General features: G+C 62.1%; 13 protein-coding genes. 8 read left to right on the top strand and 5 right to left on the bottom strand.

The window, feature by feature from the left end; translation table 11 throughout:
- Positions 1-20: 20 nt before the first annotated feature.
- Together CO657_RS05895 and CO657_RS05890 are read left to right on the top strand one after the other, a co-directional pair.
- A complete protein-coding gene (locus CO657_RS05895) occupies positions 21-242 on the top strand; it encodes an AbrB/MazE/SpoVT family DNA-binding domain-containing protein (RefSeq protein WP_054181824.1) in 222 nt (73 codons plus the stop codon).
- Complete coding sequence (locus tag CO657_RS05890; RefSeq protein ID WP_054181823.1) at positions 242-631, top strand: type II toxin-antitoxin system death-on-curing family toxin; 390 nt, start codon at positions 242-244, stop codon at positions 629-631. The genes CO657_RS05895 and CO657_RS05890 overlap by 1 nt, the downstream gene beginning before the upstream one ends.
- On the opposite strand, the gene CO657_RS05885 is transcribed toward CO657_RS05890, so the two are convergent.
- Together CO657_RS05885 and parC are read right to left on the bottom strand one after the other, a co-directional pair.
- Positions 621-1,079, bottom strand: a complete 459-nt coding sequence (locus tag CO657_RS05885) for an SRPBCC family protein (RefSeq protein ID WP_003587446.1) — start codon at positions 1,077-1,079, stop codon at positions 621-623. The genes CO657_RS05890 and CO657_RS05885 overlap by 11 nt on opposite strands.
- Positions 1,080-1,274: 195 nt before the next feature.
- On the bottom strand, positions 1,275-3,530 hold the full coding sequence (gene parC, locus CO657_RS05880; RefSeq protein ID WP_054181822.1) for a DNA topoisomerase IV subunit A: 2,256 nt from the start codon (positions 3,528-3,530) through the stop codon (positions 1,275-1,277).
- 234 nt (positions 3,531-3,764) lie between these two features.
- Here parC and CO657_RS05875 point away from each other — a divergent pair, with 234 nt between their 5' ends.
- Entirely contained in the window at positions 3,765-4,952 is a 1,188-nt protein-coding gene (locus CO657_RS05875) for a YdgA family protein (RefSeq protein WP_003587448.1), read from the top strand.
- 57 nt (positions 4,953-5,009) lie between these two features.
- Here the strand turns inward: CO657_RS05875 and CO657_RS05870 are convergent, their stop codons facing one another.
- Positions 5,010-5,651 (bottom strand): TetR/AcrR family transcriptional regulator, encoded by a 642-nt coding sequence (locus CO657_RS05870; protein ID WP_082366240.1) that lies wholly within the window; start codon positions 5,649-5,651, stop codon positions 5,010-5,012.
- A gap of 66 nt (positions 5,652-5,717) precedes the next feature.
- Here CO657_RS05870 and CO657_RS05865 point away from each other — a divergent pair, with 66 nt between their 5' ends.
- Positions 5,718-6,887, top strand: a complete 1,170-nt coding sequence (locus tag CO657_RS05865; protein ID WP_054181821.1) for a serine hydrolase domain-containing protein — start codon at positions 5,718-5,720, stop codon at positions 6,885-6,887.
- Positions 6,888-6,956: 69 nt separating this feature from the next.
- On the opposite strand, the gene aspS is transcribed toward CO657_RS05865, so the two are convergent.
- Positions 6,957-8,747: an aspartate--tRNA ligase gene (gene aspS / locus CO657_RS05860; RefSeq protein ID WP_054181820.1), complete on the bottom strand. Its 1,791-nt coding sequence runs from the start codon at positions 8,745-8,747 to the stop codon at positions 6,957-6,959.
- A 255-nt stretch (positions 8,748-9,002) separates the two neighbouring features.
- On the opposite strand from aspS, the gene CO657_RS05850 reads away from it, so the two are divergent.
- The 4 genes from CO657_RS05850 to CO657_RS05835 all read left to right on the top strand — a co-directional run bounded on the left by CO657_RS05850 (position 9,003) and on the right by CO657_RS05835 (position 14,317).
- A complete protein-coding gene (locus tag CO657_RS05850; RefSeq protein WP_054181819.1) occupies positions 9,003-10,394 on the top strand; it encodes a multicopper oxidase family protein in 1,392 nt (463 codons plus the stop codon).
- 129 nt (positions 10,395-10,523) lie between these two features.
- Positions 10,524-11,669, top strand: coding sequence for a ribonuclease D (gene rnd, locus CO657_RS05845; protein WP_012557201.1), 1,146 nt, complete (start codon positions 10,524-10,526; stop codon positions 11,667-11,669).
- A 121-nt stretch (positions 11,670-11,790) separates the two neighbouring features.
- Positions 11,791-12,852 carry an adenylate/guanylate cyclase domain-containing protein gene (locus CO657_RS05840; RefSeq protein ID WP_054181818.1) on the top strand — a complete coding sequence of 354 codons (1,062 nt, stop codon included), beginning with the start codon at positions 11,791-11,793 and terminating at the stop codon, positions 12,850-12,852.
- A 106-nt stretch (positions 12,853-12,958) separates the two neighbouring features.
- Entirely contained in the window at positions 12,959-14,317 is a 1,359-nt protein-coding gene (locus CO657_RS05835; RefSeq protein ID WP_054181817.1) for an esterase-like activity of phytase family protein, read from the top strand.
- Between the two features lie 291 nt (positions 14,318-14,608).
- Here CO657_RS05835 and ppx read toward each other — a convergent pair whose 3' ends face one another.
- Entirely contained in the window at positions 14,609-16,129 is a 1,521-nt protein-coding gene (ppx, locus tag CO657_RS05825; RefSeq protein ID WP_054181816.1) for an exopolyphosphatase, read from the bottom strand.
- Position 16,130: the final 1 nt, after the last annotated feature.

The raw sequence follows: 16,130 nt of genomic DNA, 5'->3' as shown, positions 1-16,130 counted from the left end.
CACATCGCAGGATGAAGAAAATGAACGTCACGATCCGGAAGATCGGCAACTCCGAGGGTATCATCATCCCGAAGGAAGTTCTCGACCGTCTTGGATTGAAGACCGGCGATACACTGGAACTGCAGGTCGAAAACGGCGGTCTCACCTTGAAGCCGACTGATGAGGATCTGTCGCGTCAGCTCGATGCGGCACGGCATTTCATGGACAAGTATAAGGTCGCGTTGAAAAAGCTGGCCGAATAATGGCCTTCAAATTCCTGACGAGACGATTGGTCGAAACTCTGCAGACTATGCAGATTGAGCGCTTCGGTGGTCTCGCCGGACTGCGTGACGAAGGCGCGCTGGAATCCGCTCTTGGGCGGCCGATGAACAAGGCACATTATGGCTGCGACGACGTCATCGAACTCGCCGCCGCTTATCTTTTCGGCCTTGCCCGCAACCACGCTTTCGTCGATGGGAACAAGCGGATCGCAATTGTAGCCGCAGGCGTTTTCCTTCTCGAAAACGGCTACGAGATCGAAACGACCGACGCCAATCTCTACGCCTTTGTGCTCGCCGTCGCAGCCGGCGAGATTGATGAAGGAGGTGCTGCCCGCTTCCTCAGAGATTTCAGCGTGCCACTTAGCCTGTAGGCTTCAGCTGCTGCTGTTCCAACTCCCTGCCAAGTCCTTCGACCACATGCGCCCAGCCTTGCCGGGTTTTTTCCTCGTGTTCGGCCCATTCGGCGCACATTTCATGGGTGAGCGTCAGGCGGCTGCCGCCGCCAAGCGGTTCGATGTCGATTTCGACGCGGTCGCAATTATGGTCGTGGTCCTCGACGGAAAAGCTGAAGACCATGCGTTGCGGGCGCTTCAGTTCCAGAAAGACGCCCTGGTGAAAGGCGTCGCCGGTGGGCCGGCGGTCGACGATGAAGAAACGGCCGCCGACATGCGGATCGATATCGGCGCGGATGACGTGACCATCATCGGTGGCAAACAGGAAGCGTCGGGCGATTTCAGGATTGAGCCAGGCGTCGTACACGACAGCAGGCGGAACCCTGTAGGTGTGGCAGACATGCAATTTGATGGTGCTGGCGGGCATCGATTTTCCTCCGGTAACGGCGCGCGCCTTCTCCAAGCGCGCGGGCCACAAGCCGTTCCGTCCGCCCACAGACCGGCCTTCCTTTGTTTTGGATAACAGCGAAGAGATAGAGAAGTTCCGGCGCCCGCCAAGAGACGAGCACGGAATTTTTATGTGGCTAGCCCGGAACCGCTGCGCACGTCCGGGCATCACGGATTATCCGGCAAACTTACCGCTGCGCGGAAAGCCCTTCGGCACGGTGCGGCCGGCGGTGGCGCGGTCGGACAGCCATTCGGCAAGTTCGTCCTTGTTCTTCGTGAAGGTGCGGCCGGCGCTGTCTTCCCAGACGAGGCCCGCCGATATCGCGAAGCAGCGGACGTCGGAAATGCCGCCATCCTTGTAACGCTGCAGACGCACGCCCTTGCCACGCGACATTTCCGGCACCTGCGCTAAGGGAAAGACCAACAGCTTGCGGTTTTCGCCGACGACGGCGACATGGTCGCCGCTGACGGGCACGAGCAGTTGCGTCTCCTCGGGCAGCGCGACGTTCATGATCTGCTTGCCCTTGCGCGTATTGGCGACCAGCTCGGCTTCCGCAACGACGAAACCGTTGCCGGCTGTGGAGACGATCAGCTGCTTGCGCGAGGGATCATGAACGAAAGCCGTCAGCACCGCCTGGTCGTTGTCCATGTCGACCATGATGCGCAGCGGCTCGCCGTGGCCGCGGCCGCCCGGTAGCTTGTCGCCGCCAAGGGTGAATGCCTTGCCGCCCGTCGTAACGATCAGGATCTTGTCCGTCGTCTGCGCCGGGAAGGCTATCTTCAGGCCGTCGCCTTCCTTGAAGGTCAACGTCGCGGTATCGGCGATATGGCCCTTCAGCGCGCGGATCCAGCCCTTTTCGGAAATGACGACGGTGATCGGTTCCTTCTCGATCATCGCCTGCTGGATCGCTTCCTCGTCGGCCTCGGGTGCGTCGGCAAACTGGGTGCGGCGGCGGCCGACCTCGGTCGCCTTGGCGAATTTCTTCTTTACCTCGCCGATTTCCCAGGCGACCGTCTGCCATTGCTTGTCGTCGGAGGCAAGCAGTGCCTCGATCTCACCCTTTTCCTTGGTAAGTTCGTCGAATTCCTTGCGAATCTCGAACTCTTCGAGCTTGCGCAAGGCGCGCAGCCGCATGTTGAGGATCGCCTCGACCTGAATGTCGGTGAGATCCCAGCGCGCCATCATCACAGGCTTCGGCTCATCCTCCTCGCGGATGATCCTGATCACCTCGTCGATGTTGAGATAGGCGATCAGAAGGCCGCCGAGGATTTCAAGGCGCCTGTCGATTGCGGCCAGGCGGAAGCGCGAGCGACGCTGCAGCACTTCGCGGCGGTGATCCAGCCACTCCTTCAGCACTTCGTTCAGCGCCATGACCCGCGGGATGCGGCCCATGGACAGCACGTTCATGTTGAGCGGGAAGCGGCTTTCGAGCTCCGTCAGCTTGAACATCGATTCCATCAGGATCGTCGGATCGACGCTGCGGGTCTTCGGCACCAGGACGACGCGGATGTCCTCGGCCGATTCATCGCGGATGTCTTCCAGGAGCGGCAGCTTGCGGGCGATCAGCAGCTCGGCGATCTTTTCGATCAGCCGCGATTTCTGCACCTGGAAGGGAATTTCGGTGATGACGATCTGGTAGCCGCCGCGGCCGAGATCCTCGGTCTGCCACTTCGCCCGCACGCGGAAGCCGCCGCGGCCGGTGCGGTAGCTCTCGATGATGCTGTCGCGGCTGTCGATGATGATGCCGCCCGTGGGAAAATCCGGGCCGGGAATGAATTCGACGAGCTTTTCGACGGTCGCATCCGGATGCTTGATCAGATGCAGCGCGGCGTCGCAAAGCTCGTGGGCATTGTGCGACGGGATCGAAGTCGCCATGCCGACGGCGATGCCGGAAGAGCCGTTGGCGAGCAGGTTCGGGAAGGCGCCGGGAAGGACGGTCGGCTCGGAATTCGATTCGTCGTAGGTGTCGCGGAAATCGACGGCATCCTGATCGATGCCTTCGAGCAGCAGTTCGGAGACCGCCGTCATCTTCGATTCGGTGTAACGCATGGCGGCGGGGCTGTCGCCGTCGATATTGCCGAAATTGCCCTGGCCGTTGACCAGCGTGTAGCGCTGCGAGAAATCCTGGGCGAGACGGGCAAGCGCGTCGTAGATCGACTGGTCGCCGTGCGGATGGTAGTTACCCATCACTTCGCCGACAATCTTGGCGCATTTCCTGAAGGCCGAGGTCGGGCGCAGACCCATCTCGTTCATCGCATAGACGATGCGGCGATGCACAGGCTTCAGCCCGTCGCGCACGTCGGGCAAAGCACGGTGCATGATGGTCGACAGCGCATAGGCGAGATAGCGCTGCTCGAGCGCCGCCTTGAGGTCGACCGGTTGGATGTGATCGTCGTCTCCGCCGGAAGGCGGCAAAATCTCTTGTCCCATAGGTTCTGACTAGCCCAGAAGAGGCTGGCGGGCAAGGAATCCAGGCCATAGCAGTTGTGGATGAAGTCTTGGCACCGACATCAAAGGATGAGACAAACGTTCCGCCGCAATTTGGACTTCGTTTGCCGTTCCTTTCAACGGAAATTTAGAAGTCCGCAAATATAAAGCGGGCCCAATCCGTAGTAGCGTAACTGCAGATTTCCAACCGCCACACGCCACCAGAGGAATCACCCCATGAATTTTTACCGGACAACGCGGCTGATGCTGTCGGGCGCCGCCTTTTTCTCGCTCGCCGGCTCGGCTTTCGCTCTCGACGGTACCGATCTCTTGAAGAAGATCAATGCCGCCTATGCCGCCCAGGGTGGGACGATTGCGGCTGAAAGCGTCGATATCGACGGCACGACCGTCACGTTGAAGAATGTCACCGTCAAGCCGACCGGCGGCGAGAGCCTGCCCATCGGCGAAATCACCCTTTCCGGTGTCGAGGAAGACGAGGATGGCGGCTACTACATCGAGGAAGCCGCCTTCCCCGACATCAACAAGACGCAAGACGGCGTCACCGTGACGGCGCAGGAGCTGACGCTCGGCGGCATCTCCGTGCCGGCAACGCCGGGCGGCGACACGCTCGACACCATGATGCTCTATGAAACCGCCCATATCGGCCCGCTGAAGGTGGTCAAGGACGGCGCGGAAGTGTTCTCGCTGCTCGAAAGCAACATGAACCTGACGCTGCGCGAGGACGAATCCGGCTTCGATTTCGACGGCGCCTTCAAAAGCATGAAGGCTGATCTCACCAAGACCGAAGATGCGCAGAGCAAGGATGCGATCGAGAAGCTCGCCCTGCAGCACGTCCAGGGCGACATCACCATGAAAGGCGCCTGGGAGCTCGCCCCCGGTACGATCGACATTTCGGAATTTGCTTTCGACTTCACCAATGTCGGCAAGCTGAACCTCGGCTTCAAGATCTCCGGCTACACGATGGCCTTCATGAAATCGATGCAGGATGCGATGAAGGAATCCGAAGCCAATCCGAACAAGGAACAGTCGCAGCAAGCGCTCGGCCTCGCCATGCTCGGCCTGATGCAGCAGCTTTCCTTCGAGGCCGCGCAGGTCCGTTTCGACGATGCCTCGATCACCAAGCGCGCGCTCGATTATGCCGGCTCGCAGCAGAACATGTCGGGCAAGCAGATGGCGGATTCGCTGAAGGCGATGACGCCGATCATGCTGGCGCAGCTCAATATCCCGGAACTGCAGAATGCCGTTTCGGCTGCCGTCAACACCTTCCTCGACGATCCGAAGAGCCTGACCGTCAAGGCCGCTCCCGAAAAGCCGGTGCCGTTCCCGACGATCGTCGGCGCTGCCATGGGCGCTCCGAACACGCTGCCGCAGGTGCTCGGCGTCAAGGTTTCGGCCAACGACTGATCGCTTGGTTTCCTTAAAGAAAGGTCCGGCAATTCCGTTGCCGGGCCTTTTTCGTTTTCAGACGCGGTGGCGGGAGACTTCGGCGATGGCGAGGGTTGCGATATCGAGCAACTCCTCAAGAGATGCCCCGTCTCTCGCCTGCACCGACATGCCCTGGACGATCGCGGCGACGAACCGTGCCAACGCGCCGGCATTGGTCCCGGCCTTGATATCGCCCTCGCGGATGCCGCGCTCGATCCTTGCTGCAAATCCGCTCAGCGACTGGCGGCGCAGCGTCGCAACATGATCGGCGACACCATCGTTTTCGCTGGCGCAATTCAGCACCGCCGTCGAGATCATGCAGCCCTTCGGATGTTCAGGCGCCGCGAAGATCGCGGCCGATCCTTGCAATATACGCTCGAAGGCGGACACGGTATCGATCGGCTCGCCGAGGGCGGAAAACGTGTCGGCTCCCAGCATCCGGTATTGCTGCAGGGCCGCGCGATAGAGCTCGGCCTTCGAATTGAAGGCGGCATAGAGGCTTTGCGGCGTGATGCCCATAGCGGCGGTGAGATCGGCGATCGAGGCGCCCTCGTATCCATGCGCCCAAAAGGTTTCCCTTGCGGCCGCCAGAACCACCTCGCGGTCGAAGGCCGGTGGGCGGCCGCGGCGGCGGGCGGGAGGATTTTTCACGTCGGCACTATTTTTCACAGTGATCACTCTAGAAATTCGAGACGGCTTGCTATATTCAGGAACGGTCATTGTGATTATAGAAGGTTTAATCTGATGAGTCTTCCCCTCGAAAAGGCTGAGGCCAACAGGCATTCATCCCTTGGCGCGGCTGTTGACGCGGCAATCACAAATGCGCTCGACGAAAAGCGGCTGGTCGGCACGGTCGTGCTCGTCGCCCGCAACGGCGAGATCATTCACCGCCGCGCGGCAGGCTTCGCCGACCGCGAAAACGGCCAGGCAATGCGCGAGGACGCGATCTTCAGGCTTGCCTCCATCACCAAGCCGATCGTCACCATCGCCGCGATGCGGCTCGTCGAGCAATCGAGGATCGGGCTCGACGACGCCGTGACCAGATGGCTGCCGGACTTCCGGCCGAAGCTTCCCGACGGCGGCGAAGCCACCATTCGCATCCGTCACCTGCTGACACATACATCAGGCCTCGGCTACGGCTTCTCCGAAGAGGACGGCGGTCCCTATATCAGCGCCGGCATTTCCGACGGCCTCGACCAGCCGGGACTGCGGCTCACCGAAAATCTGCGGCGGATCGCCAGCGTGCCGCTGCGTTTTGCGCCGGGCAGCGACTGGCAATATTCCCTTGCCATGGATGTTCTCGGCGGCGTCATCGAGGCGGAAACCGGTGTCCCGTTGGGTGAGGCCGTTGCCGAACTGGTGACAAGACCGCTTGGCCTTGCCGACACGGCGTTTTCTGTTGGTGACCACAGCCGGCTTGCCGCCGCCTATATGGACGCTTCACCGGAACCGGCGCTCATGGGCGAGAATGCGGTGGTGATGTCGCTGATGGGTCCCATCCGCTTCGCGCCGAACCGCATCTTCGACCCCGCCTCTTATCACTCCGGCGGCGCCGGCATGGCGGGAACGGCTGGTGATGTTCTGGCCGTACTCGACACCATCCGTCGAAGTGGCGCACCGCTGCTTTCGGCGGAAACCGTAGCGATGATGACGACCGACCAGGCCGGCGGGCACCGCCAGCAGCACGAACCCGGCTCCGGCTTTGGCTTCGGCTGGTCTGTCATCACCGATCCGGCCGAGGCAGGCGTCCCCTTCCCCAAGGGCACGCTGAAATGGGGCGGCGTCTACGGCCACAGCTGGTTCATCGACCCGGTCAACGGGCTGACCGTCGTTGCGCTGACGAACACGACGCTGGAGGGCATGTGGGGCAAGTTCACGGTCGATCTTCGCGAGGCGATCTACGCGGCATTGTGAACAATCCGGATAAGCAAAAGGCCCGGCGACAGCGGTCGCCGGGCCTTTTGCATTCAAAAATGGGACGACTCAGTCCTTCTTGACCGGCGGGATCGGCCGGATCGAGAGTTCACGCAGCTGCGTCGGGGTTGCCGGGCTGGGCGCGCCCATCAGCAGATCCTGGGCCTGCTGGTTCATCGGGAACAGCGAGATTTCGCGCAGGTTCTTGGCGCCGACGAGCAGCATGACGATGCGGTCGATACCGAAGGCAGCACCACCATGCGGGGGGGCGCCGTACTGGAAGGCGCGATAGAGGCCGCCGAAACGATCCTCGACATCCTGCTGGCTGAGGCCGACCTTCTCGAAGGCGGCGACCATGGTTTCCGGCGACTGGTTGCGGATCGAGCCCGAGGCGATTTCGAAGCCGTTGCAGACGGCGTCGTATTGGAAAGCCTTGATCGTCAACGGGTCCTGGTTCTGCAGCGCGTCCAGGCCGCCCTGCGGCATCGAGAACGGATTGTGGGCGAAGTCGACCTTCTTGTCTTCCTCGCTCCATTCGAAGAAGGGGAAGTCGACAATCCAGCACAGTTCGAAGCGGTCGCGGTCGACGAGGTTCAGTTCCTCGCCGGCCTTGGTGCGCGCCTCGCCGGCAAACTTGTAGAATTTTTCCGGCTCGCCGGCGACGAAGAAGCAGGCGTCGCCATCGCCGAGACCGAGCTGGGTGCGGATCGCATCGGTGCGCTCCTCGCCGATGTTCTTGGCAAGCGGGCCGGCGCCTTCGAGCTTGTCGTTTTCACTGCGCCAGAAGATATAGCCGAGACCCGGCTGGCCCTGGCTCTGCGCCCAGGCGTTCATACGGTCGCAGAAAGCGCGCGAGCCACCTGATTTGGCCGGGATCGCCCAGATCTGAACCTTCGGGTTGGAGGCGATCATCCCGGCGAAGACCTTGAAGCCGGAGCCGGCGAAATGCTCGGTCACCGCTTCCATGACGATCGGGTTGCGCAGGTCCGGCTTGTCCGAACCATATTTGCGGATCGCTTCGTCATAGGGGATGCGCGGCCACTCCTTGGTGACCGGCTTGCCTTCGGCGAACTCCTCGAACACGCTTGTCATCAGCGGGCCCATCGTGTTCCAGACGTCTTCCTGGGTGACGAAGCTCATTTCGAGGTCGAGCTGGTAGAATTCGCCCGGCAGACGGTCGGCGCGCGGGTCTTCATCGCGGAAGCACGGCGCGATCTGGAAGTAGCGGTCGAAGCCGGCGACCATCAGCAGCTGCTTGTACTGCTGCGGCGCCTGCGGCAGGGCGTAGAAGGTGCCGGGATGGATGCGCGACGGCACGAGGAAGTCGCGCGCGCCTTCCGGCGAGGATGCCGTCAGGATCGGCGTGGTATATTCGGTAAAGCCGACATTGCCCATTTCGCGGCGCATCGCCGAGATCACCTGGGTGCGCTTGACGATGTTCTTATGCAGCGTTTCGCGGCGAAGATCGAGGAAGCGGTATTTGAGGCGAACATCTTCCGGATAATCAGGCTCGCCGAACACCGGCAGCGGCAATTCCTTGGCGGCGGAGAGCACTTCGATCTCCTGGGCGTAGAGCTCTATCTCGCCGGTCGCCATCGCCTTGTTGACGGTGTCTTCGGTGCGGGCCTTGACGAGGCCGTCGATGCGGATCACCCATTCGCCGCGCACGGTCTCGGCCATCTTGAAGGCCGGGCTGTCCGGATCGGCGACGACCTGGGTGATGCCGTAATGGTCGCGAAGGTCGATGAAGAGAACGCCGCCATGGTCGCGGACGCGATGGACCCAGCCGGAGATACGGACGGTCGAGCCGACATCCGTCTTGCGGAGGGCGGCACATGTGTGGCTGCGATAGCGATGCATGATCTCAAATCCTGGCATGTGGCTGAAGACGGCAGCAAGGGTTCAAAGACCCTCAAGCGCCGACAAGAAAATCGGGCGGAAAAGCGCATGGACGCTCCGATTTGTCAAGGCTTGGCGCGCGCCGCCCGCCTGTTTGGCACGCGTTTATGGCGAGGCAGCGGCCCGGATGCTGCGGCAGTTTGGCCGCGTTTACCGTATTGATGAAGGTGCCTCTCAACTTTAAAAGGATCGGCATTCTCACCTTGGAGCGCCCGCATGCCTCTCTTGACCCGCCGCAACCTTCTCAAGGCATCCGCCGTCGCGGGCGCCTATGGTGCCGGCATCGGCATTGCCGACAAATTCGGGCTTGCCGAGGCAGCACCCGAACCGCAGCTGCTGACGGCGGTGAAGACCGAGGCCATACTGACCGACGCCGGACCGACCCGGGATGTCATGAGCTGGGGCCCTGACGGCATGCCGCCGGTTCTCAGGATGACGAAGGGACGCCCCTATGCGGCGCGGCTGAAAAACGGGCTCGACGAGCCGACGACGATCCACTGGCACGGGCTTCGCATCGACAACCGCATGGACGGCGTGCCCTTCATGACGCAGCCCTATATCTATACTAGCGACAGCTTCGACTATGCCTTCACGCCGCCCGATGCCGGCACCTTCTGGTATCATCCGCATTGCAATACGCTGACGCAGATGGGGCACGGCATGACCGGCGTCATCGTCGTCGAAGATCCGGCCGATCCTGAATTCGATGCGGAGGTGGTGCTGAACCTGCGCGATTGGCGGCTCGGCGGCGACGGGCAGTTCATTGCTCCCTTCCGGCCGCGTGACGCCGCCAAATCGGGCACCTACGGCACGGTGCGCACCGCCAACTGGCATCAGGAGCCGCAATACGACGCGCCGGCCGGCGGGCTGGTGCGGCTGCGCATCGCCGTGACGGACGTGACGCGGATCTTCTCGCTAAAGATGGAAGGCGCCGATACGACCGTCATCGCCATCGACGGCAATCCGGTGCCGAAGCGTTTTCCCCTCGACCTGCTGCAGATCGGTCCGGGCCAGCGGCTCGATCTTGCCGTGCGCATGCCGGACAGTGAAGGCGCTGTCGCAACGCTCGAGGATATCCGCGGCACCACGCCGAAGACGATCGCCAGCCTGCGCGCCACCGGGCCGTCGCTGAAGCGTGAGATCGGCGATCTCGGGCCGCTTGCCGAAAATCCGGTGGCGAAGGCCGATCTTTCCGCCGCCGAGGAGATCCCGCTGGTGCTGAGCGCCACGGCCGAAAATACCGCCACTGACAGCATCTGCGGCACGCTCGGCTACAGCTTCTGGGCCATCAACAAGGTGCCGTGGCCGGGCGACACACCCGATCCGACGGCGCCGCTGGCGGAACTGAAGCTCGGCAAAAGCTACGTCTTCAATCTGGAGAACACGACGCCGCACGCGCATCCGATCCATCTGCACGGGATGAGCTTCACGGTGATCTCCTCTTCGACGCGGCAGGTGATGCCGCTCGTCTCCGATACCTATCTCATCCAGCCGGACGAGAAGGTGCAGCTCGCCTTCGTCGCCGACAATCCCGGCGACTGGCTGCTGCATTGCCATATCATCGAGCACCAGAAGACCGGAATGACCAGCTACCTCAGAGTGAGCTGAGGCGGCCTGTGCCGCAGTTTGGACGTAATTCTTGGCCAGCAATGCGCGAAGCTTATGCTGTTGTATTGACATATCGAAGCGAAAGGAGAAGGAAGGTTCAACCGACCTTTTCCTTGCGAATGAAATGATATGATCGAAACCACCGCCGATTTGGCGGCCGCCTGCAAAGAGCTGGCCAAGTCCGACTTCATCACCATCGACACCGAATTCCTGCGCGAGACGACCTTCTGGCCGGAGCTTTGCCTGATCCAGATGGCGAGCCCGACGACCGAAGTGCTCGTCGATCCGCTGGCCAAGGGCATCGATCTCGCCCCCTTCTTCGAGCTGATGGCCGATCCGAAGGTGCTGAAGGTCTTTCACGCGGCCCGTCAGGACATCGAAATCATCTTCAACCGCGGCAATCTCATTCCGCATCCGATCTTCGACACGCAGGTCGCCGCCATGGTCTGCGGCTTCGGCGACAGCGTCTCCTATGATCAGCTGGTCAGCCGCATCAAGAACGTCCACATCGACAAGTCCTCGCGCTTCACTGACTGGAGCCGTCGGCCGCTCTCCGACAAGCAGCTGGAATATGCGCTGGCCGACGTCACCCACCTGCGCGACGTCTATCTGTCGCTGAAGGCGGAACTCGATCGTGAAGGCCGCACCTCCTGGCTCTCCGAGGAGATGGACATTCTCGAGGCGCGCGAAACCTACGACCTGCATCCCGATGATGCCTGGCAGCGGCTGAAGATGCGCCTGCGCAAGCCGCAGGAGCTGGCGATCCTGAAATTTGTCGCCGCCTGGCGCGAACGCGAGGCGCGGTCGCGCAACGTGCCGCGTTCGCGGGTGCTGAAGGACGATGCCATCTACGAGATCGCCCAGCAGCAGCCCAAGGATACCGAGGCGCTTGGCCGGTTGCGCACCATTCCGAAAGGCTGGGAGCGCTCGACCTCCGGCGGCGCCGTCATCGAGGCCGTCAACGCCGCGCTCGCTCTTCCGAAAGCCGATATGCCACATGTGCCGCGCCAGGCGCAGGCGCCCGAAGGGGCCGCTGCTGCCGTCGAATTGCTGAAGGTGCTCTTGAAGCTGATTTCGGAGAAACACGGCGTGGCGCCGAAGGTGATCGCCAACAGCGAGGATCTCGACCGGATCGCCGCCGAGGGCGAGAAGGCCGAAGTCGCCGCCCTCAACGGCTGGCGGCGCGATCTTTTCGGCGAGCCGGCGCTGCAGCTGATCCAGGGTCAGATCGCTCTGCGCTTCGTCGGCCGCAAGGTCGAAACCGTCAGCCTCTAGGTTCAAGTGTTGCAGCGCCTTTGCGCGTCCGCGCGGCGTTGTAAGACGACAATCGAATTCGCTTGACGCTTTTTTCCCAGCTGAAACAATGGCTGACGGCAAATCACGGCGAAGAGGCGGCATGCGGGAAATATCTCCGACGCAGAACTGGATCCTGATCACGATGGTTCTGGCTGCCAGCGGCGTCGTCTATGATCTGATGTTCTACTCCAATCAGACGCCCGTTGTCGGCGCGATCTTCGCGCTGTTCATCGGCATGCCGATCATCGCCTTCGAGCGCAAGGCGCTGTTCCGCACGCTGTACAGGCGTATTCAGAAGCTGCCGACCTTCGCTTTCATCATCAGCGAGCTGGTGATCTACGAGATTCTGATGAGCATCGGCTTTGCCTGTGCCGCGCTGCTGCTCTCGTCGCTCGGCATGGTGAAGCCAACATCGTTCCTCGATCTCGTCATCATGCCCTACGAAGTCTTCCTCTATGCGCTTGCTGTCTGCTCGGCGCTGATCTTCATCCTGCGCGTGCGGGAGCTGCTCGGCCGCGAGGTATTCGTCAGCATGCTGGTCAGCCGCTATCGCAATCCGGTCAGGGAAGAGCGTGTCTTCCTGTTCATCGACCTGGTCGACTCGACGGCTTTTGCAGAAAGGCACGGCGACCTCCGCGCGCAGCAGTTGCTGAGCTCGCTGTTTGCGACCTTCGCCGAGCCCGTCAGGCGCCATAAGGGCATGATCAACGACTATGTCGGCGATGCGGCGATCATCACCTGGCCGCTTGCGCGCGGCATCAAGGGCGCGCGCTGCGTGCGCTGCATCTTCGACATCCTCGCCGATATCGAAGCCAACGCCGCCGGCTGGCGGAAAAGCTACGGACAGGTGCCGAAGCTGCGCGCCGCCCTTCACGGCGGCGAGATCATCACCGCCGAAATCGGCGTCGATCATCACAAGATCAGCTATTTCGGCGATACGGTGAACACCACCGCCCGGCTGGAAACGCTCTGCCGCAGCCTCAATCGGCCGGTGCTGATTTCGGCCGACCTTGCGCAGCGCATGAAATTTCCCGACGATATATCCTGCGAGGATCTCGGCACCCATGCCGTCAGGGGGCGCGGCCAGGCGCTCGGCGTGATGGCGCTTTCCTCGCGCGCGGTCACCGTGCTGAACACGCCTGCCGTCATTCTGCACGGCTGAGCAAACGCTTTTAACCCGCGTCACCAAAGCTTCACCCAACCGTCAATTCGCTGACACGGAAGCCCTGCTAAGCGGATGCCATTCGCATCCGTTCCATGGGGATATTATGAAGAACGTCCTTTTTGCTTCCGTATCGCTTTTCATCCTGATGACCGGCTCCGCTTCGGCCGACCAGCAGCAGTTTCCGGCCAAGCTCGCCGGCCAGGCGATCCTGCCTGCCAACACCATGGCTCCGGCTCCGGCAGATGCCCCTGAATTCCTGAAACATTCCGGCAAGTTCACGACGGCGGACCGCAAGCGCACCGAAGCGCTCGGCACAGTTCCCGGCAAGGACGGCGCCCGCGTCACCGACCTGAAGCTCCCCTTCGACGGCCAGGCGATCCAGGGCTTCTCCGGCATCAAGACGATGGCCGACGGCACGTTCTGGACGCTGACGGACAACGGCTTCGGCTCGAAGGCCAATTCCTCGGACTCCATGCTCTTCTTGCACCAGATGAAGTTCGATTGGGCAGCCAACAAGGCTGAAATCGTCAAGAACCTCTTCCTCTCCGATCCGAACAAGATCGCCCCCTTCCCGATCGTGCTCGAAGGCACCGATACGCGCTACCTCACCGGCGCCGACTTCGACATCGAATCGATCCAGCCGGTTGCCGACGGTTTCTGGCTGGGCGACGAATTCGGTCCCTATATCCTGAAAATCGATACCCAAGGCCATCTGACCGACGTCATCGCGACGACGCTCGACGGCAAGCCGGTGCTTTCGCCCGACAATCCGCTGATCCAGCTCCCGGGTAACCCGACTGCCAAGATGCCGGTCTTCAACCTGAAGCGCTCCGGCGGCTTCGAAGGCCTCGCCATGTCGAAGGATGGCGCCAAGCTCTACGGCCTGCTCGAGGGCGCCATCTACAAGGATGACGGCCAGACGGAATCGGCCGACGGTCACACCGCCGTCCGCGTCATCGAATTCGACGTCGCCGCCAAGAAGTGGACCGGCCGCAGCTGGCTCTATCCGTTCGAGGACAAGGGTGTGTCGATCGGCGACTTCAACATGCTCGACGACACCACCGCTCTCGTCATCGAGCGCGACAGCGGCGCCGGCACCAAGGACAAGGCCTGCGCAGACCCGAAGCAGCCGAAGCCGGATTGCTTCGAGGCCCCGGCCGAACTGAAGCGCGTCTACAAGATCGAGTTCAACGACGCAAATGCCGGCAAGGCCGTCCGCAAGATCGGCTATATCGACCTGCTCAACATCCAGGACCCCGGCAACAAGAAGAAGGCCGGAGCCAAGGACGGCGTCTACGACATGCCGTTCGTGACGATCGAAAACGTCGACCGCGTCGACGCCACCCACATCATCATCGGCAACGACAACAACCTGCCCTTCTCCGCCGGCCGCGCCGTCGACAAGGCTGATAATAACGAGTTCAGCCTGCTTGAGGTCGGCGAGTTTTTGAACGCGAAGTAAGTTTGGGTTCTGATATCTAATAGGTAGGGCGGTGCGATAGCGCCGCCCTTTTTCGTTTGGTTTAGTGGATACATCGCACGGCATGCCGTGCCAGCCCCCCTCTGCCCTGCCGGGCATCTCCCCCACAGGTGGGGAGATCACAAGTGGCTCGCACTTCCTGCCCATCTACCGTTTCGTCGCGCTGCTACGCCAAGTTTTGGGAAATCGGTGCGCCCAGCCGATCTCCCCACCTGTGGGGGAGATGGCCGGCAGGCCAGAGGGGGGCTGGCACGGCACAACGCCTCCCGCAGACTACTCGAACCGGAACGCCAGCCTCTTGTTCGTCAGCCGCGACAGCTGCTGCAGGCGGCCGTCCAGGCGTTCGCCGGCGAAATCGCGGTATTCGGGCGGCACGACGAATTCGAGGTCGAGGTCCGGGTTTGACGATTTGCGGAAGCTCAGGCTTTTGACGATGCCGGGCATCGAGGCCGAGAAGAGGTAGACGACGCGCAGCATGCCGCCGAGCAGCTTGGCACGCTCGATGAACTGGGGCGTGGCGATCTGCGCCAGCGGGCCGGTGGCGCCGTCATCGTGCAGGCCTTCGAAACGGTAGTAATTGGTCAGCGCGATGAAGGCGCGGCCGGGATGGCTGATGCCGACGAAGGAGGAGTGGGCGATGACGTTCAGCGCCTGCAGGCCGCGATAGTCGGGATGGGCGCGCCAGCTGATATCGGCAAGCAGACAGGCGGCCTGACGATAGCGGCTTTCCTCTTCGGTTTCCTGGACGCCGAACAAGGGCATCATGCGGCCGGTCCATTCCGCCAGCTCGCGGGCATGCTCGGGCGAACGGGCACGCAGGATCGCCAGCTCGCCGGCAGCGGCCAGCAGCGGATCGAGGCGGCGCTCGGCCTCCGACAGCAGCGAATAGAGATATCCCTCACGCACGCCCTGCGCCGAGAAGGAAATCACCGACGGTTTCATCGCGCTCAGCACTTCCGTCATGGCGACGGCGCCGAAGGGCAGCAGCGACCGGCGGTGCTTGGAGACGGCCTGAAACGCAGGCTCCCTCGAATCACGCGCGGTCACCACCTGTTCGAGGAACAGCATCATCGCCTCGAGCGATACCTCGTAACCCTGCATCATGTGCAGCGGATAATTGGTGATTTCCATGTGCAGCTTGGCGATGTTTCGCCATGTGCCGCCGACGGCGTAGAAGGTGCGCCCCTCGCCTTTCGACAGCAGCTTTGCGGTCTTCACCTGCTTGCGGGCAAAGGTGCGGGCCTTGGAGAGCGAGCCGCCGGCATATTCCGACAGGCGCAGGCCGCCGAGCGGCAGCGTGATGCCCTTGCCGAACTCCTTGCCCCTGATATCGATCAGCTCAAGCGAGCCGCCGCCGAGATCGCCGGCGATGCCGTCGGGATTGAAGAAGCCGCTGATGATGCCGAGCGAGGCGAATTTCGCCTCCTCCTCGCCGGAGAGCACACGGACCTTGCGGCCGAGGATGGTTTCCGCCTGGTGGATGAAATCCGGCCCATTGCTCGCCTCGCGGGCGGCGGCCGTCGCCAGCACATACATGGTCGCGGCGCGTGCCTGATCGGACAGGGCCTTGAAACGGTGCAGCGCCGCCAGAGCCCTGATGACGCTGTCTTCATCCATCTTGCCGGTGACGGCTATGCCTTTGCCGAGGCCGCAGAGGACCTTTTCGTTGAAAAGAATGGTCGGCGAGCGAGACATGCCTTCGTAGACGACGAGACGAATGGAATTCGATCCAATGTCGACAACGGAGACCGGGGCGATCCCCGGAAGGCGCCCCTGGGCTTCAGATTCAACCATT

The organism is Rhizobium acidisoli (assembly GCF_002531755.2).
GTDB lineage: Bacteria > Pseudomonadota > Alphaproteobacteria > Rhizobiales > Rhizobiaceae > Rhizobium > Rhizobium acidisoli.
This window is presented reverse-complemented; position numbering and strand designations above follow the sequence as displayed.